The organism is Streptomyces sp. NPDC001668 (genome assembly GCF_042893155.1).
In the GTDB taxonomy this organism is placed as follows: Bacteria; Actinomycetota; Actinomycetes; order Streptomycetales; family Streptomycetaceae; genus Streptomyces.
The window spans coordinates 61,699-81,568 of the sequence record NZ_JBIAUQ010000014.1; the positions used below are offsets into that span (position 1 = coordinate 61,699).

Sequence of the window (19,870 nt, forward strand, 5' to 3'; positions counted from 1 at the left end):
CTGGACGGGCCGGTGACGGTTCAGTCGGCCTGCACGTCCATCAGGCCGGTGCCGGCGGCGATTTCGTTGAAGAGCGCCTTGAACTCCCGCAGTTCCTCCAGGAACTCCCGCCACACCGCGTCGCGCTGCTCGCCCAGGTGCGCGGTGGCGGTGTACAGCTCGACAAGGTAGCCGGGCATCGCCCGCCCCCAGCACTGGTCGTTGTCCCACCACGCGCGCAGCACGGCCCGCAGGTCGCCCATGCTCAGCACGCCCGCGCACGGCAGCACCGCGGTCCGGGCGACGAACTGGCCGTGGTCGAAGCTGCCCACCTCCTCCAGCACGCCCGGCAGATGGGCGGCGAAGTAGGCGTCGGGGCGTTGTGCGATGACCTGGCAGCGGTCGCTGACATGCAGTGCGGCGAACGCCCCTTCCAAGGCGGGCAGGCTTGTGCGGACCTCCGCGTTCGCCACCAGGGCCAGCACAGTTGCCTCCTCCGCCGGCAGCGCGCCGGTGCGTTCGGCCTGGCCGATGCCCTCGATCCGGGCGTTGAACTGTGTGATCAGAGCCTCGGGCAGGCAGGCCCAGAACGCCGGCAGGTCGCCGAGCCGGGCCAGAGCGGCGAGCTGGACGGCCGGGTCGGCCTTTACCAGGCGGTCGGCGTGCCGGGCCAGACAGTCCGTGGCGAGGGCGGCATCGCGCCCGGCGAAGTGCCGCAGGCACAGGGCCATCCGGTCGGCGAGCATCCCGGCCGGGATCGTCACCTGCGGATCGTCGATCTGCAGCAGTGCGAACTTCGCGGCGAACTCGACCACCTTGGCGCGGGCCGAGGGGCGGACACGGTCGAAGAAGGCGTAGCTGAGGTACTGCGGATCGAAGGTGAACGCCGGGTCGGCGACCTGGACCATGAAACTCGCCAGGATCTTGCGGCCCTGGCTGGGCGGGTGGACGAGCACCGCCTCCAGCGCCACCGCGAGGTGAGCCCGGGCGTACTCGGCTGTCGGCTCGAACAGCTCACCGAGCGGGCGCAGCGAGGGGTGGGCGCAAAGATGCCGGTCCTCGCGCAGCCGCTCCAACTGCATTTTCTGCGTGCGGTCGATCAACTCGAGTTTCTCGGCGATCTCCAGGATGCTGCGCTCGATGCCGAGCATGATGTTCACCGCGTCGGCCTGACCCGGCTGCTGGGCCCGCTCGACGTCCTCGACCAGGCCGCGGGCGTCGCTCTCCCCGTCCTCCTTGAGGATCTCCGCCTTGTGGATCAGATCCGCGCACACCGCCGTCCAGGTCAGCACGATCGCCGCGCGGGCGGCACCGGAGGCGTAGCAGCGGTGCGCCTCCCGCACCAGCGGCCGCACGTCCGGGTTGAACACCCGCGAGACCCGCTCTTCCAGGTCGAGCATCAACTCTCCTTGTCCGTCACCAAGCTCCATCGGGGGCCCGCCGGCGCCACCGGGGAGCCCAGCCGGCTGTCACACGATCTCAGCCCGGCACAGCCAGAGCCCACGCGAGGCTGTCCCGACCGCCCGGTCCAGGTGGTTGCGGCGGAGCGGTCACAGGCCCGGCCCGCGCGTACGAGGCGAACGGCCTCACTATCGTGGGGCGTTGTGCCAGGGGCCGCCCGGCGATCTGGCCGACCCACCATCGTTCGGGGCCGCCGGCCCCTGAGCCCGAACCGTTCCAAGGGGGACGCCGCCTGCGCGCGCCGCTTCCCGCAAGGAGGATTGCGCAGTGACGCAGGCACAACCCGAGTACGAGTTCCACGGGCTCGTACGGCTGACCGTGCCCGGCGAGATCCAGGTCAGGGACAGTGACCGCCTCACCTTCGAGGACTTCACCCGCACGCTCGCCTGCCCGCAGTGCGGGACGAGCACAGGGCTCACCCTCCAGGCCGGGGACGACACGGCTGTCGTGGTGTGCCCGCAGGACAACCGGGCGTTCGCCGAGCCGCGGATCACCGCCTTGAAGGTCCGCCTGCTGTCCGCCCGACCTCTTGCAGAGCAAACGCTGGAGGTTCCCGCACCGCTCGGCGGCGGCGCACCGTGGCTGGACATCACTCCGGTGCTGGATGAGGACCGCACGCTCGCGGCGTTCCGCGACCTCGACGAGGCGGACGACGCGGACCCGCGCGTGCAGTGGGAGAGCGGCTTCGGCTTCGCGGCCGAGGAGAACGGCCCTGCCTTCGTGATCGCCCTGTCCTGGGCGCGCGCCCTGACGGCCTGGGCGCTGCTCCAGCACGGACGCCTGTACGAGCAGGTCTTCGACAACGACACCCCGGACCGTGAAGCCCACATGATCCTGGTGGCGCTCGCCCTCGCCCTGTACGAGAGCACGTTCCGCCGTGGCACGGGCGAGCGCATGGCCGCGCTGCCCCTGACGGCACCGATGGCGTGGCTGCGCCCCGAGCCGGAGGCGGCCGGACGTCGCCGGCAGCTTCGTGCCGTACGGCCACTGGGCGATCCGAGCCTCGGCGGGCGGCTGCGCCTGACCGACATCGCACGGCTGGAGGGGGCCGGCGAGCAGGAGTGGGACCGCTGGTGCGAAGGCGCCTACCGGGTCCTGGCCAGCCACCTCAAGGAGGCACGCATCCGCTCGGCCCAGGAACGCGGCGACCGGATCGACGCCTGGGAGCAGGCCCGCCTGGTCGACCGAAAGCCCGCCGCCTACTTCGCCGAGGACACCTACTTCTGGTACGCCGAGCCCACCCGCGTCCATTAGCCGCCGGCGCCCGTGGCCGCGGGGCCTTACTGCGGGGGCGGGAAGACCGCCGGGCCGGCAGAGACGTCGGGCGCCTGCACTCTGACGCGCAGGCGCCTGCCGAGGCCGTCGGCGAGCCGGGCCGTGACGGCGGCGTGGACCCACCGGGCGAGATCATCCAGGGTGGCCAGGGCCCTGTCGGCGTCGAGCCGCTCCACCTCCCGGTACTGCAGATCGCGGTCCAGCTCGGCGACCACGGTCTTCAGTGTGGTGGTCTGCTCGTCGCTCATCAGGCGTGCCGGTGCAACGAGTTCGACCGTGACGTCGTAGCGGTGCCCGCGGTCGGGGGAGCACACGTGACCGGCCGGGGCGCCGGAGGCGTGATGGTAGAGGTACGCCGTGAAGGAGTGGACGCTGGTCACCTTGGCCTGGTCCAGGTCGGCGGTCTGCTCCAGCAGGTGGTGGATGAAGTGCAGACGGGCCGGGTCCACCGGGGTGCCGTCCTTGAGGTACATGGCCGTATCGGCCATGGCGAACTGGGCCATCGCCACCGCTGAGCGGCAGTCGCGGCACTCGCTTCGGCCGTGCAGCGTGACGGTCGGGTGGGCGGACGCGAGGTGCTCGTAGAAGGCCAGTTCGTCCGCCCTGAGGCCCGCACGGTCGTCGGCGATGCCGTGCGTCCACCAACCGTCCGCGATGGCATGGCACGTGGCGCAGGCCGCTATCTGAAAAGCCACAGTCACCGGGTCACCCTATCCACCGCCCCCGCCCCCTCGAAGCGGTCAACGCCCTGTCGCAGAACGGGATACAGGTGCACGATCGGGCAGGTGAGGCCGGCGCCCGCGGCTACGTGGTTGCGGCAATGTGGGGCCTGCGCCAGCGGCTGCGCCGCGGCCGGACGGCGGATCGGGCCTGCTGGCACGCCTGTTCCAGCACCGCGAGCAGGGCCTCGGGATGCTGGGTCGGCAGCCGATGGCTGCCGCCGGGCACGACGCGCACGCGCGCGGTGGCAATCTCATCGGCCAGCCGCAGCGCATGCTCGGCCGGGATCAACTGATCCTTCTCCCCGACCACGATGTGTACGGGGATCCGGCCCAACGCCTCCAGTCGGCCGGTCACATCGTGCTGCATCAGGGCACGGAACCAGCGCGCGGCGAGGTCGATCGGGGGCTGCGGATACGGGCGGGGCCTGACCATCTGCCGCACATGCCAGGCCGGCCGTGGCGCGCGGATGCAGACGGCGGCCATGGCGTGGCGGGAGATCCCCACCAGCCGCCGCGACCACGGGTGGCCGGCCGCGCTGGTGTCCAGGCCGCCGCTGGTCGTGGCCGCCAGAACGACGGCGCAGACCGTGGAACCGATCAGATGCGGGTACTGCGCGACCAGAGCCGTCACGGCCATCCCGCCCATGGAGTGCCCGACGAGCACGACCGGGGTGCGGGCGGGCACGGTGGCGTCGATGACCGCCTTGAGGTCATCGCCCAGCAGCGCGATCGAGGGCCGGGCCCGGCCGGGCGTGGAGGCGCCGTGGCCGCGCTGGTCGTAGCGCACGATCCGGGCCCGGTCGTGCGGCAGGTGCCGCACCACCTGGTCCCACACGGACGCCGTGGCCTGCCAGCCGTGGCTGAAGACGACCACGAGGTCGGGGGACGCGGGCCCTTCGGTGTAAACGGCGAGGCGGGCGCCGTCCGGACGCTGCACTTCGGTGAACGACCGGGCGCTGCGCTCCCGGCGGGCGGGCTCAGTGGTGGAAGACACGATCAGTTCTCCATCAGCGCGATCTCGAGGGTGGCGGTGTCGTCCGTTCGCAGCTGGCGCAGCAGCTGGTCACACCCGGCACCGGCCAGCAGTTCGACGCGTCGGCAGGAGGCGTCGGCCTCCGCCGCGGCGAGGGCCTCGGCGGCGAGCCGGGTGCCAAGGCCCTGCCCCTGCCAGGCGTCCTCGACGAGGAGTGCGAGCTCGCACACTCCCGGCATGCTGGTGCGCAGCAGGTGGGTCACAGCGATGACCGTCTCCGGCTGCCCGGTGGGACTGGTCACCCAGGTCCGGCCGGCGGCGGGGTGGACCAGCCGCGTCCATTCGCGTCGGGTCAGGGAGCGCCGGGCGCACCGGTAACGGGCGTAGGTGCTGGCGAGCGAGCAGCGGGCGTGCAGGGCGTTGACCGCCGGCAGGTCGGTGTAGTGGGCGGCGCGGGTCACGGCGAGGGGCGTGGTCTGCTGAATCTGGGGCGGGGGCACGCGTGATCCCTTCGATTCCTTCCGGCAGATTGCCGGGACGGGCGAGGCGGGGGAGACCACCGACGCTGCCAGCGCCGCCCTGTGGACAGACCACCGAGCCGCCCGCCCTCGGCCACGGCCCCGAGGCCGCCCGCTGCCGGTGCTGCAGGAGCTGGCCACGGGCAACTACCCGGGGTTCGCCGAGACCTGGCGGCGTACGGGTACAACGCCCGCGGCCGGGACGGGCTCCTGGCCCGCTCGGCCCACGGCGGGATCGCGGAGGCGGAAGCCGCCCGGCTGACCGGCCTGTCACGCACCACTGCCCGCAACGTCATGGGCAAGCAGGGCGCGCTTCAAGGCGCCGGGCCAGGCGGCCCGGGAGCGTGATCTGTCCACAGGCCGGCTGTCGAAGACTCCCAGACTCCACTCATGGAAGGAGTCCGGCGTGCCGGCCAGCACCAGCCGCATCCAGCTGACGCGATGGCACCGCGTCCTCATCGCGATCGTCGTCCTCGGCGTGGCCGTCGTCGCCGCCATCGGCTTCGTCGGTTCGTACGCGGCCGTCAGCGACCTGGCGCGGGCCAAGGGCTTCGGCGAGTTCGCCGCCTGGTTCCCCATCGGCGTCGACGCCGCGATCGTCATGCTGCTCGCCCTGGACCTGCTGCTGGACTGGCTGGGCATGCAGCTGCTCCTGCTGCGCTACGCGGCCTGGTTCCTCTCCGGTGCCACGGTGGCCTTCAACGCCGCCGCGGCGATCGGGGATCCGGTCGCCATGGCGATGCACGCCACCATGCCGCTCAGCTTCCTCGCCGCCGTCGAGGCCGCCCGCCGCGCCATCAGCCGGCTCGCCGGGCTGTCCGAACACCGGCCCATGGACAGCGTCCGCCTCGCCCGCTGGTTCCTCGCCCCGCGCAGCACGCTGCTGCTGTGGCGGCGGATGAAGCTGTGGGAGCTGACCTCCTACGCCACGACCATCACGCTGGAGCAGGAGAGGATGCTCTACCGGGCCCGGCTGCGTTCGCGGTTCGGCTGGAAGTGGCGCTCGAAGGCTCCCGTCGAAGCGCGCATGCCCCTGAAGATGGCCCGCTATGGCATACCGATCCGAGACTCCCTCACGCCTGAGACGGCCCTGCTCCTCGGCCTGGACCCGGCAACCCTCCTCGCCGCGCCCGCCACGTCGACGGGACACCGCGCTCTGGAACCCACCGGTGACCCGACCGCGCCCGAGCCATCGCAGGGGGCGGACGCCGCGCCGCAGCCGCCATCCCCCGCCGTTCGGCCGCCGTCGGCCGACTCGGACGACCAGACGCGCCCCGGCGCGGACTGCGACACGGACCGGGAGGCCGCCTCGGGCCAGGAGCCGGCGCGGCACCAGCAGCAGGTCGTCGAGCAGCCGACGCCGACCGGCGAGCCCCAGGCCGGCAAGGCCGAGATAGACGAGGGGCGAGACGGACCCGACGTGGAGCAGGACGAGCCCGGCGAGGACACCGCCGCCCACGCCGGCAGCGGCAGTGGCGGCGAGCAGGCGACGAGCCCCCCGTTCGAGCGCGACGAGGACCAGGCCAAGATCGTCGCCGGGATGCGGCCCGCGGACGCGATCCGCCACGCCATCACCGTGCTCAACACCTTCGACCACGCCCAGCTCGTCGAGTGGCTCAAGCTCCACGGAAAGAAGGTCAACCGCGGCCAGGCCTTCCGCGTCGCCGAGGCCGCCGAGAGAAACAGCAAGCAACCGCACGCCGACGCCCAGCGGGAGACGGAAACCGACCCGTTGCAGCAGACTGCAGCGTAGACAACGGGTAGCGCCGGGAACGGGGCGACGGGGGAACGCCCCGCCCCGGCTGCCAGCACCGTAACGCTCCCACCCCGGGCGCCGGGGTGAAACGCGCCAACCCGTTGCTGCGCAACGCCCGGCGCGGACTACCACCGGACCCCGCCCGCTCGACGCAGCCGTTGCATCCCCGAGGCAACGCGCCCACGCAACCGGACGGCGTCCACCACAGCGCCCGCACCGCCCGGCGCCCTTCGCCGATCACCCGCGTCGCCGCTCCCGCCTCCCGGCCCCGCCGTTGTACAGGGCCGCCGGCCGCCGGCACGGTGCTCTCCCGTACTGCCACCGGCAACCAGGGCAAACGGCCCGCTGCCGCGGGGCCGAGCAACGCCGCGCCGAACCTGCTGCCCTGGTTGCGCCTGTTGCGTCGCGCGGTCGTTGCGGATGCAGCCGGGCAGCGCTCACCCAGCAACGCAGCAACGCAGCAACGACGCAACACGTGTGCTGCGCAACGTCCAGCAGCGGGCCGCGCCCCGTTGCACAACGTGGCCCGCCCAGCGCAACGGCCCTCGCCTCCGCGGGCCGCCTGTTGCGTGCCCTGCTGCTGCACCCGTTGCTCCCGGGACGGACCACGGGGCCGGGGCGTGTGACGCCGGGGGAGTCCGGGCGCCGGCGGCGCCGTGACTTATCCACAGGCAGCCGCTCGTAGCGTGCCCGCACAAGATCGTCCCCGCCCGTCGGACGGGCGGCGGAGCGTTGTGGTGTGGAGGAGCTCGGCGATGGCGCGCAGCGAGGTGGACCGGCAGATCGAGGAGACGGTGGAGGCCGTTGCCCTGGGTCTGGGCCGGCTGCTGTCCGGACGCGAATTGGACGGCGTGCAACGCACCGACGCGACCTTCTTCAAGCGCGGCACCCGCGTTCTGGACGGAGTCGAAGGCACCGTGCGCCGCGGCTCCTACCGGGCCGGCTGGCAGCGCGCCGGGACCCGGCTGCTCACCCTCGGCGCGCTCGGTGCCGGCGGCTGGAGCTACTACGACGACCCCGACGGCACGATGGCCCTGCTGCACGAGGCCCAGGACCTCGCGCCGACGATCGGTTCCGCGGCCGGCGGCCTGCTGCTGGCCGGGGGAGTGCTGCACCGGGTCCGCACCCGCGGCCGCCGTGAGCTGATGCGCGAGTGGGTCGAGCCGCTGCACCTGGCCCTCAAGGAGCCGCTCGGCGTGCCCGAGGGAACCCGCCCGGACGCCTACCTGCACATCCCGCTGAACTTCTCCGACGACGACGCCGAAATCCGGATCGATCTGCCGGTGGACCTGCAGTTCAACGAGCAGAAGGTCTCCGAGATGGTCGTCAAGAAGCTCGCCCTGCAGGGCGTGAGCTTCTCCTGGAAGTACGACGGCCGCGAGCCGTATGTGCTGGTCAAGAAGGTGCACCGGCCCCCGAGCAAGGTGGTCTTCTCCGATCCCAAGGTGCGCGAGCTCGTCCAGAAGGTCCCCGAGTCCGCCCCGCTGATCGGCCTGGAACGCGGCCATAAGATCGTGAGCGTCGACCTCGACGCCGAATCGCCGCACGTCCTGGTATCGGCCGGCACCGGCGGCGGTAAATCCGTCATTTTGCGGACTATCGCCTCCCAGTTGATTCACCACGGCGCGCACGCGTACATTCTCGACTTCAAACGCGTCTCGCACCTGTGGGCGCGCGGCGTGAAAAACGTGCGCTACTGCCGGGATATCGCCGATATTCACGACGCGCTTATTGCGCTCGGCGCCGAGGGACGTCGGCGTATTCATGCGGCGGAGCAGCTCAGCGACGACGCCGACCCGTCGGAGGTTGGGCCGCGCATTGTGATCCTCCTGGAGGAGATCAATGCGACGATGAAACAGCTCACCCGCTACTGGGAGAAAATCAAGGAAAAGGGCGACCCGAAGATTTCCCCGGCGGTCGATGCGCTCGCTGAGATCCTCTTCATGGGCCGCGCGGTGCGGCTGCACGTTCTGCTGGTGGCGCAGTCGGCGACCGCGCGTGCCCTGGGCGGTCCGGAAATGCGTGAGAACTTTGCTACGCGCATTCTCGCCCGCTATACCCAGAACGCGTGGCGCATGCTCGTGCCCGAGGTCCAGCCGGCTCCGAAGTCGACCCGGCACATCGGCCGCGCCCAGGTAGTGCTCGGCGGCACTGCGCACGAGACGCAGGTGATGTTCATGACCGACGCCGAGGCTCGTGCCTGGGCCATGGCCGGGGCCGCGTCCGGTCCGACCGTCTCGCTCGCCAAGGAGGAGATGTCACAGGGTCACAGGGTCACAGGTACCTCTGTCCACCAGGGAAAACAGGGGGGTGATGTCACAGGGTCACAGGGCATACAGGGCATATCGGGCGGCATGGCGGAAGGGGCGTCACAGGCCGGTGAGGCGGGCCCGCACGGGCCGCTTGCCCTGAAGGCCGCGGCGCCCGACCGTGCCGAGGGCGCCGAATCGGCATCCGTACAGGACGCCACGGACGGCGCGGCCGGTGAGGCTGCGGCCGAGGAGGCCGAGGCGCCCGTCAGTCTGCGGGAGGCCCAGCAGAAATACCTGCCGCACCTCACCCTCGCGGCCCTGCGCAGAGCCCGCGCCATCGATCCTGAATTCCCCGATCACGTGGAGAAGAAGGGGCAGCAGTTGTTCTATCTGCCGTCCGACCTCCTGCGGTGGGAACGGAATCGGCCGATGGCGCGCGCTGAAGCCGATCCGGACGAGCAAGACGACGCCGAGTAACCGAACCGACAGCCCGATGGGGCCCGCACCAGCCGGTGCGGGCCCCATTTTTGTCCGCATCCTCCGGCGTGCGAGCGCTCCTGGATGCAAAAACTTATCCACAGGGCATCCGCTTTAGCTTTTCGGTGTGAGCTTCCCGCACATGCATGCGGGGTGCTGTGTTCCGTCGTGCCTGCCGGGCGCGGGATTCGAGCGCGACACGGCCGAGGAGTTAGTAAATGAGCCGACTGCGAAGGTTTCTGAACCTTCCTGAAAAGAAGAGGGCGGGGGGCGAGGAATTCGCCGAAGCCCTTGCCGGGCGTGCCCGAAAAAGGCCCGCCGACGGCGCGGTGACAGATGTCCCGGAGCCCGAGGAGTCCCAGGACGCGGGTGCCGAGACCCGTCCGACGCAGGCGGCCGGCTGGGCGGAGGAGGACGAGCCGTCCGGTCACATCGTTGCCCGGCGCACCGGCCGCGTCGTGCTCTGGCTGGTCATCGGACTGGCCGCGCTCACCGGCGTGAAGACCTGGATCGCCCCGGCCCAGCCGCCGGCCCGCACCACCACGTCCGACCCGCAGGCGCAGGCCGCCCGCGACGACGTGCCCGAGGCCGAGGCGGCGCAGGTCGCGGCCCGCTTCACCCGCTCGTATCTGACCTGGTCCGAGGACGACCCCAAGGCCCGCGAGAGCGAACTCGCCCGGGACCTGCCCAAGGGTGCCGACCCGAAGGCCGGCTGGGACGGGCAGGGCACCCAGCTGGTCGCGCAGACCATCCCCGGCAAGATCACCCAGACATCCCCCCACCACGCCCGCGTCGTCGTCGACGCCAGGATCTCCACGACCACCGGCAGCGGCACCAAGACCAAGACCGTCTCGACCTGGCGCGCCCTGGAAGTACCGGTCGCCGAGTCCGGCGGCCGCGTCCTGGTCACCGGCCAGCCCGCCCTGGTCGGCCTGCCCGAGGCCGTCACCTACACGGAGCCGGCCGCCCCGGACACCGACGCCGACCTGAGCAGTTCCACCCGCTCCACCGTCGAGGCCTTCCTGACCGCATGGGCCGCCGGCACCGCCGACCAGACCGCCGCGCCCGGCGCCGACATCGCCCCGCTCGGCGACGGCATCGTCCTGGGCGGCCTGGACTCCTGGAACGTCCAGGACGGCTCCGACGACAAGCGCACCGGACTTGCCGTCGTGGGCTGGAAGACCGGCGGCGCCACCCTCCAGCAGACCTACCGGATCACCCTCACCCGGGTCAGCGCCAGCGGCGCCTCCCGCTGGCAGGTGTGGTCCGTCACCGCCCAGTAGCCACCGCCCCGGCCCGCGCCCCGACGCGGCGGCACGCACCGCTACGAGCACCACCAGCAGCAAGGGAGATACCAGCCATGGGCGGAAACAGCCTGGCTACGTGGGTCATCACCATCGTCGGCACCCTCTTCGGCGCCGTGCTGGCCGTCCGCAGCTTCGGCCACTGGGCGCGCAGCGAGTGGGGAAAGCTGATCACTCATCTACTCGGTGCGGCCGTCGCCGCGATGTCGATCTTCAACACGCAGAAGACCATCGACATCCTCACGTTCGTCGGCGGCAAAGCCTTCTCGATCTTTCAGTAGGAGGCGGCCCAGACATGCGTACCTCACACACCTTCAGCAGGCACTGGGACCTGGAGATGCGCCAGCACGAGCTGCTCGGCATCGACCTGGGAGAGGGCATCCCCCGCACCACCCTGCGCTACGGCGCGGTGATCTTCCCCCTCTGGTGGGGCACCTGGCTGCTGCTGTTCGGCCTGCCCTCCAGGCCGCTGTTCCCCCTCTTCCTGCTGCCGCCGCTGGGCCTGACCTACTACGGCGCCAAACGCTCCCTCATCTACTGGCGGCGCACCAACCTCATGGTCTGGGCCGTACGCGCCCAGTACCTGCTGCGCGGCATCGCCCCGGTCATCGGCCGCGGCCGCATCCCGCACGGCCGCCTCGGGATGCGGCTGCGCGGCCGCCGGCTGGGGGAGCGGGCCCCGCAGCTGTCCCAGATGCCGGGCCTGTCCTCCCTGTTCACCTCCGAGGGCCCCGACCCCGCCCGCTCGGCCGGCGAGGCGCTGCACCTCACCCCCCGCCCGCGGCTGTACGGGCCGGACGCCGTGGCCAAGGCCCGCCGCCGCGCCCGCCGCATCCGCCGCTCCGCACCCAAGGAATCGCGATGACCGTCCAGACGACCATGCCCATCACCGCCCTGCGCACCCTCGTCCGGCTCGGCGACGCGCACACCGCCCGCGCCCTGCGCACCGGCGGCGGGGTACTGATCGGACTCGCCGCCGAGGACACCCCCGTCACCTGGCCCGACGACGCCGGCCACGTCCTGGTCGCCGCCGGCGGGGGAGGCGGCACCACCACCGTGCTGCGCACCCTCGCCGCCCAGAGCCTCGCCCGCGGCCAGCTGGTCGACATCCTCGACCTCGACCAGCGCGGCCCCTCCCACCCCTGGGCCACCGCAGTGGAGAACGTCTCCTACTTCCGGCGCATCCCAGCCATCCACGACCACCTCATCGGCCTGTTCGACGAACTGCGCCACGCCGCCGCCCCCCGACCGCAGCGGCTGATCGTCATCGAGCACGCCGAACGCCTCGTGTTCGCCCTGCGCCAGTTCTGGTCCGACACCCGCCCGGACAGCCAGCTGGCCGAAGCCCCCGGCGTGGAGGCCCTGCAGATGCTGCTGGGCGCCGGACCCGCCAGCGGCATCCGGATCGCCGCCGGCAGCCCGCAGGGACTGGGCCGTCACTTCGGCACCGCGATCGCCGACCTCTTCCCCACCCGGCTCCTCGCCTACGCCGGCCAGACCCTGTGGGCGCGCATCGCCCCCGAGATCTGGCCGGTACCGCCCGTCTCCGTCATCCCCGGCCGGCTGCACGCCGTCCGCGACCGCACCGCCACCCGCCTGCAGGCCCTGTACCTGAGCGAGTCCGAGGCACACGCCTGGGCTCGCGGCGCCACCCCGAAGGAGCTGCGATGACCACCGCGACCCGCGCCAAGCGCAAGAGCGTCTCCCGCGTCGGCCGCCTGCTGGGCCTGGGCGCCGAACGCTTCATGCCCCCGCCCCAGCTCGTCGCCCTCGCCGACGGCCTGGTCGTCACCTCCACCCAGGCCGAGGCCTGGTTCGTGCTGCACAGTGCCAACACCGACCTGATGCCCGAGCCCACCCAGGACCTGGAGCAGGACGCCGCCGCCCTCGCCCTGGCCAAGACGCTGGCCGGGTACAACGCCCACCTGAAGATCGTGTGGTCGCGGCTGGACGGCGAGGCCTTCCGCGCCGAGGCACGCGAGCTGTTCACCGCGGGCGACGTCGAACACTTCGCCGACCTGTGGGCCTACCGCCTCGACGGCCTCGACCTGCCCCAGCGCCACCTCCTGCTCGGCGTGAAGATCGCCGAACGCTCCTCGGCCGGCACCGCCAGCGCCAAGAACGCCGCCACCGGCGCGCTCGGCATCCGCACCACCGGGCTCGCCAAGGACGAGCTCACCCAACTCGACGCCGTCGCCCGCCGGCTGGAGCGCCGCCTGGAGGCCACGCCCTGGCGGGCAACGCTCGCCCCGGTCGAACTGCTCGCCTGGGCGATCTCCCGCGAATCCCACCGGCCGCAGCCCGCCCCGCCGAACCTGCCCACCATCACCGGCGCCTCCCTGGTGCGCCTGACCCAGTCCCGCGCCATCCCCCACCACGACCACGTCGAACTCCTCGACGCCCGCGGCCAGACGGTGGCATGGACAGCGGTGCTGGCCATGCCCACCTTCCCCGAGCAGCTGCACACCCCCGGCGAACAGGAATGGCTGCGCTGCCTCAGCGAGATCACCTACAGTCACCCCGACACCGGCGACGAGACCCTGGTGTGCCCGGAAGCCAGCGTCCGCTTCGCGGTGTGGCGCAAGGGCGCCGCGATCAAGGCCGTCGACAAGGTCCGCCAGGCCGCCAAGGAGCAACGGCGCTCGGCCGCCGAAGGCTCGGCGGGGGAGACCTTCGTCGAGACCCAGGAAACCGAGCTCACCATGGAGGCCCTGCGCCAGCGCATGTCGCGCGACAGCCTCACCCTCCTCGAGGACCACCCCCGCCTCATCGTGACCTCCACCGAGTCGCTGGAGGACCTGCGCGCCCGTGTCGATGCCGTCATCGCCCACTACGACGGACTGTCGATCGACGTCATCACCGCCGAGGACGAGCAGCGCGAACTGTGGCTGGAATGCCAGATCGGCGACATGCTGCGCGTCCCCGACCTCGGGCACGTGCGCGAGACCGACGCCCTGGCCGCGTCCATGTTCTGGGGCGGCAGCGAAGCCGGCGACGACACCGGGCCGATCGCCGGACTGCTGACCGGCACCACCCCTGGCGTGTGCCGCCTCGACATCACCGCCGGCAGCGCCCGCGGGGACGCGACGACCACCCTGTTCGTCGGACGCTCCGGCCGCGGCAAGACCACCAGCATGATGCTGGCCACGCTCACCGCGGCGATGCGCGGCGCGTTCGCGCTCATGCTCGGCTTCAAAGGCGACGAGGTCGGCCTGTACCGGGCCGGACAGTACCTGGGACTGGACGCCCACCACGTCACCTGCGGCCTGGACACCCCTGCGGTCGCCGACCTCTTCCGCCTCCTGGGGCGCGGGGACGCCGCTCTCCAGGTGGTCTCCCAGATGCTGATCATGCTGCCGGAGCGGATGCGGGAGCAGGGCGTGGAGACCCACCTGCTGCGCGCCTGCAACGAGGTCGCCGAAATGGACGACCCCGCCTCCTGGCGCGTGGTCGACCTGCTCAAGTCCTCCACCAACGAGCTCGCCGCCGAGGCCGGCCGCGCGCTGGAGGAAGTCTCGCGCACCCAGCTCGGCGCGCCGCTGCTGGGCCGGCCGCGCGAGGGCGCCTCCCCGCTGCGCCCGGAACCGGGCCTATGGCTGGTGCAGGTACCCGGCCTGACGATGCCCCAGGTCGGCACCAGGCCGGGCGACATGACGATGACCGAGCGGGTCAGCCTCGCGCTGATGCGCGGTCTGATCGCGTACTCCCTCAACACCGCTGCCCGCACCGACCTGCGCGACCTGCCCAAGGTCATCTCCGTGCCCGAGGTGCACGTCCTGACCGCGACGGACGACGGCCGCCGCTTCCTGGACTACATCGCCCGGACCGGACGCGCGCTCGATACGTCACTGGCGATCGACACCCAGGACCCGCGCTCCCTGCTCGGCCTGGACGGTGTGCTGGAGGCCATCACCACGGTGCTCGGCTTCGAGCTCTCCACCCGCGAACAGCAAGACGCCCTCGCCGAGTTGCTGCGCCTGCCGGTCGGAGCGGCCAGCCGCGCCCTCATCCACGGTGTCGGCAAGAACGCGCACGGCGAGATCCGCCACGGGCACTGCATCGTGCGCGACCGCCGCGACCGGGTCGCCACCATGCAGTGGGACGCCCCCTCCGCCGAGCTGCTGCGCGCCCTGTCGACCAACCCCAAGGACCAGGCCGCCGACGAGGCCGCCGAGCAGGCAAAGCACGACGATCCGGACGGACCGGGAACCGATGGCCAGGACCCGGGCGGACAACCGGACTTGATCAAGGCAGGATCGGAGGCCGCGTGAATACCACGTGTACTTGCCAACGAAGGAGTCCTGATGAACTCGCGAACCCGCCTGGCCGCCGCCGCCCTGACCGCCACCGTCCTCGGCGCGCTCGCCGCATGCTCGTCCTCCGGCGGCACGCCGGCCAAACCGTCCGCGTCGGCGGACCCCACCGCCAAGGTCAAGTCCACCGCTGCGACGTACATGAAGGCGTGGATGGCCGTCACCCCCTCCGACGGCCGCACGATGTGCACGCTCGAGACCGCGGCCGCGCGCCCGAACTACGACGACGACGGCGGCACCCTCAAGGGCTGCATCGCCCAGCGCCAGGAGGACAGCGCCGCCGACACCGCCGACCCCGCCTCCACCCAGGCCCCGCTGAGCATCAAGGTCTCCAACGTGCAGGACGTGCCGGCCTCCGACACCCACCCGGCCGGCAAGGGCGTCCTCGCCACCATGCACCGCACCGGCGACAAGCCCTTCCGCTACGCGCTGCGCCTGGTCAAGGACGGTGACGCATGGCGGATCGAGCAGAAGACCGACGTCGGCGACCGCTACGCGCACACCGCCGACCCCGTGGCCGCGGTACTCGCACAGATGGAATGACCATGAACAAACGGCTCGTTGACCGCATACGACGCCTGACACGACGCCTGCGGCTGCCGCGGCTGCGCAACCTGATGATCCCGATCGTCGGGCTCTACACCACCATGGTGGTGCTCGCGCCGGCCGCGGCCGCCGACGACACCGACAAGTACAACCCGGCCGGCATCGGCGACCTGATGCCGTCCCCGATCACCCCGCCCCACGGGCAGCACACCCTCTTCGAAACGTACGCCCCCGGCGCCTACCAGCTCGACAAGCAGCTCTCCGACGACCTCTTCGGCGGCGATCTGATCGACGGCAGCATGTATGAGATCTCCCAGATGCTCATGGGCGTGCTCACCATGGTCGGCCGCGCCACGGTGACGATCGTGCAGTGGTGCTTCAAGGTCGTCAGCCTGCCCGAGGTCGAACCGGCCATCTCCAAGGCGATCGGCGCGGCCGCCACCCCCATGGCGCAAACGTTCCTGCCCGCGGCGCTCGCGCTGGGCATGTTCATCGCCTGGGCCCGTCGCTCCGACTCCTCCATGCTCGGACAGCTCGCGTGGGTCGCCGCCAGCGCTGCGATCGCGACGACGTTCTTCACCAGCCCCTCCACCTGGGTCCAAGGGGTCGACAACGTCCGCCAGGCCGGCTCCACCGTCGCCATGACCACCATCAACGGCGGCCTGTCCGGCGACACTTCCGACTCCCTGCCCTTCAAGACCCCCACCCCCACCTGGAGCGGGAACGCCAAGGACGACGCGATCCGCAAGGCCAGCGACGCGGTGTGGCGCACCTACGTCGCCACTCCCTGGTGCCTGGCGGATCTGGGGAGTATCGAGGCGTGCAAGCGGTGGGGGCCCGACACCCTCAAGCGCGGCTCGGACATGGACTCCCGTGAGGACTACCTCAAGGACCACATGACCGAAGACCGCGCCGGCCATGAGGCCGTCCAGTGGCGTCAGGGCCACACCCCCTCCGGGCGGATCGGCCTGCTGATCGCCGCCCTCATCTCCGCCGTGATCTTCGCCGTGCTCGCCCTCTCGCTCGCGGCGGCCACCCTGGCCAGCCTGCTGGGCTCGCTGATGCTGCTGGTGTGCGGTGTGGTGTTCGCCGCCCTGTGGTGCATTCCCGGCAAGCCCCGCCAGTGGGGCGTGGGATGGTTCGAGATCCTCGTCGGCCTCACCCTGGTGAGCTTCACCGGCACCATGCTGCTGGGCGCAACGATGATCACGTCGCTGGCGATGCTCTCGCTGCTGCCCAGCTTCGGCTGGCTGATGGTCTCCTGCCTCAACATCGCCTGCGCCGGCATGGCCATCAAACTCAAGGGCCGCCTGGACGGCATCGTCTCCGGCGGCGGCGCCCAGCTCGCCGGCCGCGGAATCCTCAACGCCGCCGGGCACTTCGCCGCCACCCGCCGCCTGCGCAACGCCATGGGCAACACCGGCAGCGGCCGGGGCAGCGGAGGCCTGGTCGGCGTGCTGCGTGACCGCTTCCCCGGCGGCATCAACCTGCCGCGGATACCGCGCCGCTCGCCCGCACCATCCCCGCAGCCCGCCGGCGACGACGACACGTCGATCACCGTCGAGCGCGTGCGCACCTACCCGCCCCCGCCCAGCCGGCCCCGGCTGCCGTCCGGCACCTACGGCGACCACGCCGCCACCCGCCCGGGCCTGCCCGGCGGCCCCGGCTCCCCGCCCAGCGCCGGAACCCCCGGCTCCGACAAGGCGGCAGCCGCACGCCAGCGGGCCGGGCAAGCCGGCCCCTACCAGGTGCGCTACGGCGCCCCGGACCCCACCGGCGTGCCACCCCACCCGCGGCAGAACGGCTCCAAGACCATCCAGGGCGAAGTGGTCCGCGATGAGCCGGCCAACCCCGTCGGCGCGAAGTTCCGCTCCTACCCGCCGCCCGCCAGCGGCCGGGTGATCACCGGATCCGTGGTCCGCGACAAGCCCGCGCCCGCGCCTCGCCCCGAGATCAGGCAAGCGGCCAGGCCCGCCCTGCCGCCCGCCAAGGACAGCAGCTGACCCGGGCGCCGGCCAACTGACCGGCGCCCGCCTTCCCCAACCCCCTTTCGCGAGACCCCCTGCGGTCCGGCCCTTCCTGCGGCCGGACCGCCCCGGGGCCATCTCGCCATGCCCGCACGCCCTTTCACCCGCGCCCTCACGGAGCCCCGCACCATGACCCAGCCCGAGCACGACACCGACCCGACCCGCCCCTCCGCCCGCGACACCGGCAGCGCGGACCGGCGTACCGGCACGGCGGGTGACGGCGAGCGCACCGCAGCCCAGTGGCGGCAACTGCTGCGCGACCAGCCACCGCCGGACGAACTGGCCGACCTGCCCTGGCGAGCGCGCCGCCGCGGACGGCGGGCCTGGAAGTCGGCCCGCCGCGCCCAGCGCGAACAGTGGGTCAAGGCCGAGCGCCGCAAGGTACCCACCCCCATCACGATCCCGATCATCGCCCTGGTCCTGGCCGGCGCCGTCGGCCTGGCCTCCTGGCTGCAGTCCGGCCACGACCACCAGGCCGGCGCCCACCCGGCACCGAGCGCCACCCCCACCGCCGCGGCCGCCCAGAGCGCCGACCCCGCGACCCCGACCCCGGCGACCACCGCAAGCCCCACCACCACCACCAGGCCCACCACGCCCGACGGCATCGCCAAGGCCTTCGTCACCGCCTACTGCACCCGCAAGCCCCTGCAGGACGGCTCGCACAAGGCCGCCGTCGAACGCGCCGCCCCCTACGCCTCCGCACCGCTGGTCACCAACCTCGCCAAACACGACGACAAGGACTTCAACCAGCTCGTCGCCGCCCAGGCCGTCAAGGCAGCCCCGACCACGGTGACGATCAGCCAGCCCGCCGCCAGCCAGCGGCCCGCACCGGACACCGCCGTCCGCGTGTACCGGCAGGCCACCGCCGTCATCGCCGTCGAAGGCACCGACGACTACCGCTACACCCGCCACCTGACCCTCGAGATCGCCCGCGCCGACGTCGGCCAGCCGTGGATGGTCACCCGCGTGCTCGGCCTGAAGGAGTAGGCGTGCAGCAGGACTTGGGACAGATCGCCGTCACCGTCGCCGCCAAGAAGACCCTCACCTGGAAGATCGCCATCGCGGCCGGGGTGTGCTTCCTGGCCGCCCTGATGCTGATGGGCGCGCTCCTGCCCGCGCCCTCGGCCGCCGCCTCCAGCTGCGAGGACACCGGCGTCGGCACCGGATCGGCCACACCCGTCACCGACAACGCCTCCACCGGCAGCTCCAGTTCGGGCTCCGGCAGCGTCCACGACAAGCAGATAGCCAACGCGCAGGCCATCGACAACGTCGCCATCCGTCTCCACCTGCCCGGCAAGGCCACCCTGATCGCAATGATGACCGCGATGCAGGAGTCGAGTCTGCTCAACCAGGACACCGGCCATCTCGACTCCGTCGGCCTCTTCCAGCAGCGGCCCTCGATGGGCTGGGGCAGCAAGGCGAACATCATGAAGCCCGCCTACGCCGCCGAGTCCTTCTTCAAAGGCCGCGGCACCAACCAGGGCCTCATCGACATCAAGAACTGGACGACCCGCCCGCCCGGGGACGTCGCCCAGGCCGTCCAGCACAGCAAGTACCCCTCGCTGTACGCCGGCCACGAGTCCGAAGTCCGTGCCCTGGCCAAAGAGGCCGACATCGACCTGGCCCGTGCTGGATCCGCCACCGGCACCAGCGGAGACAACGCCACCGCCAGCAGCGGCGACGACAGCACGGCGGCCTCCGGCGACGTCCCCAGCCAGTGCCCCACCAACGACACGGTCCCCGGCAGCACCACCGGCGCGAGCAGCGGCACCTTCACCGACGGCAAGAACACCGTGACCCTGCACAACCCCCGCACCGTCAAGGAGGCCATCCGCTGGGCCCGCCTGCATTCCGGCGCCCTGTCGACCCCCGCCTGGTACCGGCGCTGCCTGGCGTTCGTCGCCAACGTCTACGGCTGGTCCTTCAGCGGCGTCGACTACGCCATCGACCACTACAAGGTCGTACCCGCCAACATGCGGCACCCCGGCGACCGGCACCCCCCTCCCGGCGCACTCCTGTACTGGGACACCGGACACCGGGCCGGCCACATCGCCGTCTACCTCGGCAACGGCGAGATCGCCTCCAACGACATCGTCAGGCCCGGCTACATCGACGTCGTCAAGGCCGACGAGATCGAAAACCGCTGGGGCGCCAACTACGTGGGCTGGACGCCGCCGGTCTTCCCCCGCGCCGGGTGAAGCCGGGCGGCCCCGCACCGGTGCGGGGCCGCCCGCCGCCGACTTCTGTCTCGTTCTGTTGGCCGCTGC

General features: G+C 72.0%; 16 protein-coding genes. 12 read left to right on the forward strand and 4 right to left on the reverse strand.

What is annotated here, in order from left to right; genetic code table 11:
- Positions 1 to 20: 20 nt before the first annotated feature.
- A complete protein-coding gene (locus ACFYZ8_RS33530) occupies positions 21 to 1,379 on the reverse strand; it encodes a hypothetical protein (protein WP_389050336.1) in 1,359 nt (452 codons plus the stop codon).
- Positions 1,380 to 1,707: 328 nt separating this feature from the next.
- Between ACFYZ8_RS33530 and ACFYZ8_RS33535 the strand changes: the two genes are divergently transcribed.
- Positions 1,708 to 2,694, forward strand: coding sequence for a hypothetical protein (locus ACFYZ8_RS33535; protein WP_389050337.1), 987 nt, complete (start codon positions 1,708 to 1,710; stop codon positions 2,692 to 2,694).
- 26 nt (positions 2,695 to 2,720) lie between these two features.
- Here the strand turns inward: ACFYZ8_RS33535 and ACFYZ8_RS33540 are convergent, their stop codons facing one another.
- The 3 genes from ACFYZ8_RS33540 to ACFYZ8_RS33550 form a co-directional block, all read right to left on the reverse strand.
- Positions 2,721 to 3,416 carry a hypothetical protein gene (locus tag ACFYZ8_RS33540; protein WP_389050339.1) on the reverse strand — a complete coding sequence of 232 codons (696 nt, stop codon included), beginning with the start codon at positions 3,414 to 3,416 and terminating at the stop codon, positions 2,721 to 2,723.
- Positions 3,417 to 3,519: 103 nt separating this feature from the next.
- Positions 3,520 to 4,431, reverse strand: a complete 912-nt coding sequence (locus ACFYZ8_RS33545; RefSeq protein WP_389050341.1) for an alpha/beta fold hydrolase — start codon at positions 4,429 to 4,431, stop codon at positions 3,520 to 3,522.
- Positions 4,432 to 4,433: 2 nt separating this feature from the next.
- Positions 4,434 to 4,910 (reverse strand): GNAT family N-acetyltransferase, encoded by a 477-nt coding sequence (locus ACFYZ8_RS33550; RefSeq protein ID WP_389050344.1) that lies wholly within the window; start codon positions 4,908 to 4,910, stop codon positions 4,434 to 4,436.
- A gap of 424 nt (positions 4,911 to 5,334) precedes the next feature.
- Here ACFYZ8_RS33550 and ACFYZ8_RS33555 point away from each other — a divergent pair, with 424 nt between their 5' ends.
- From ACFYZ8_RS33555 to ACFYZ8_RS33605, 11 genes are all read left to right on the forward strand, one after another.
- On the forward strand, positions 5,335 to 6,681 hold the full coding sequence (locus ACFYZ8_RS33555; RefSeq protein WP_389050346.1) for a DUF2637 domain-containing protein: 1,347 nt from the start codon (positions 5,335 to 5,337) through the stop codon (positions 6,679 to 6,681).
- A gap of 758 nt (positions 6,682 to 7,439) precedes the next feature.
- Complete coding sequence (locus tag ACFYZ8_RS33560; RefSeq protein ID WP_389050347.1) at positions 7,440 to 9,413, forward strand: pRL2-11; 1,974 nt, start codon at positions 7,440 to 7,442, stop codon at positions 9,411 to 9,413.
- A 329-nt stretch (positions 9,414 to 9,742) separates the two neighbouring features.
- Complete coding sequence (locus ACFYZ8_RS33565) at positions 9,743 to 10,696, forward strand: conjugal transfer protein (protein ID WP_389050350.1); 954 nt, start codon at positions 9,743 to 9,745, stop codon at positions 10,694 to 10,696.
- 77 nt (positions 10,697 to 10,773) lie between these two features.
- Positions 10,774 to 10,998: a hypothetical protein gene (locus ACFYZ8_RS33570; RefSeq protein ID WP_389050351.1), complete on the forward strand. Its 225-nt coding sequence runs from the start codon at positions 10,774 to 10,776 to the stop codon at positions 10,996 to 10,998.
- A 14-nt stretch (positions 10,999 to 11,012) separates the two neighbouring features.
- Complete coding sequence (locus ACFYZ8_RS33575; RefSeq protein WP_389050354.1) at positions 11,013 to 11,582, forward strand: hypothetical protein; 570 nt, start codon at positions 11,013 to 11,015, stop codon at positions 11,580 to 11,582.
- Positions 11,579 to 12,388 carry a cell division protein FtsK gene (locus tag ACFYZ8_RS33580; RefSeq protein ID WP_389050356.1) on the forward strand — a complete coding sequence of 270 codons (810 nt, stop codon included), beginning with the start codon at positions 11,579 to 11,581 and terminating at the stop codon, positions 12,386 to 12,388. Before ACFYZ8_RS33575 ends, ACFYZ8_RS33580 begins: the two co-directional genes overlap by 4 nt.
- Entirely contained in the window at positions 12,385 to 14,988 is a 2,604-nt protein-coding gene (locus ACFYZ8_RS33585) for an ATP-binding protein (protein WP_389050357.1), read from the forward strand. The genes ACFYZ8_RS33580 and ACFYZ8_RS33585 overlap by 4 nt, the downstream gene beginning before the upstream one ends.
- Before the next feature lie 33 nt (positions 14,989 to 15,021).
- Positions 15,022 to 15,573: a hypothetical protein gene (locus tag ACFYZ8_RS33590; RefSeq protein WP_389050359.1), complete on the forward strand. Its 552-nt coding sequence runs from the start codon at positions 15,022 to 15,024 to the stop codon at positions 15,571 to 15,573.
- Between the two features lie 2 nt (positions 15,574 to 15,575).
- Positions 15,576 to 17,579, forward strand: a complete 2,004-nt coding sequence (locus tag ACFYZ8_RS33595) for a hypothetical protein (protein WP_389050361.1) — start codon at positions 15,576 to 15,578, stop codon at positions 17,577 to 17,579.
- Between the two features lie 108 nt (positions 17,580 to 17,687).
- A complete protein-coding gene (locus ACFYZ8_RS33600) occupies positions 17,688 to 18,590 on the forward strand; it encodes a hypothetical protein (protein ID WP_389050364.1) in 903 nt (300 codons plus the stop codon).
- A gap of 2 nt (positions 18,591 to 18,592) precedes the next feature.
- The gene (locus tag ACFYZ8_RS33605) at positions 18,593 to 19,801 is read left to right on the forward strand and encodes a peptidase M23 (RefSeq protein ID WP_389050366.1); all 1,209 of its coding nucleotides are present in this window, start codon (positions 18,593 to 18,595) and stop codon (positions 19,799 to 19,801) included.
- Positions 19,802 to 19,870 lie beyond the last annotated feature (69 nt).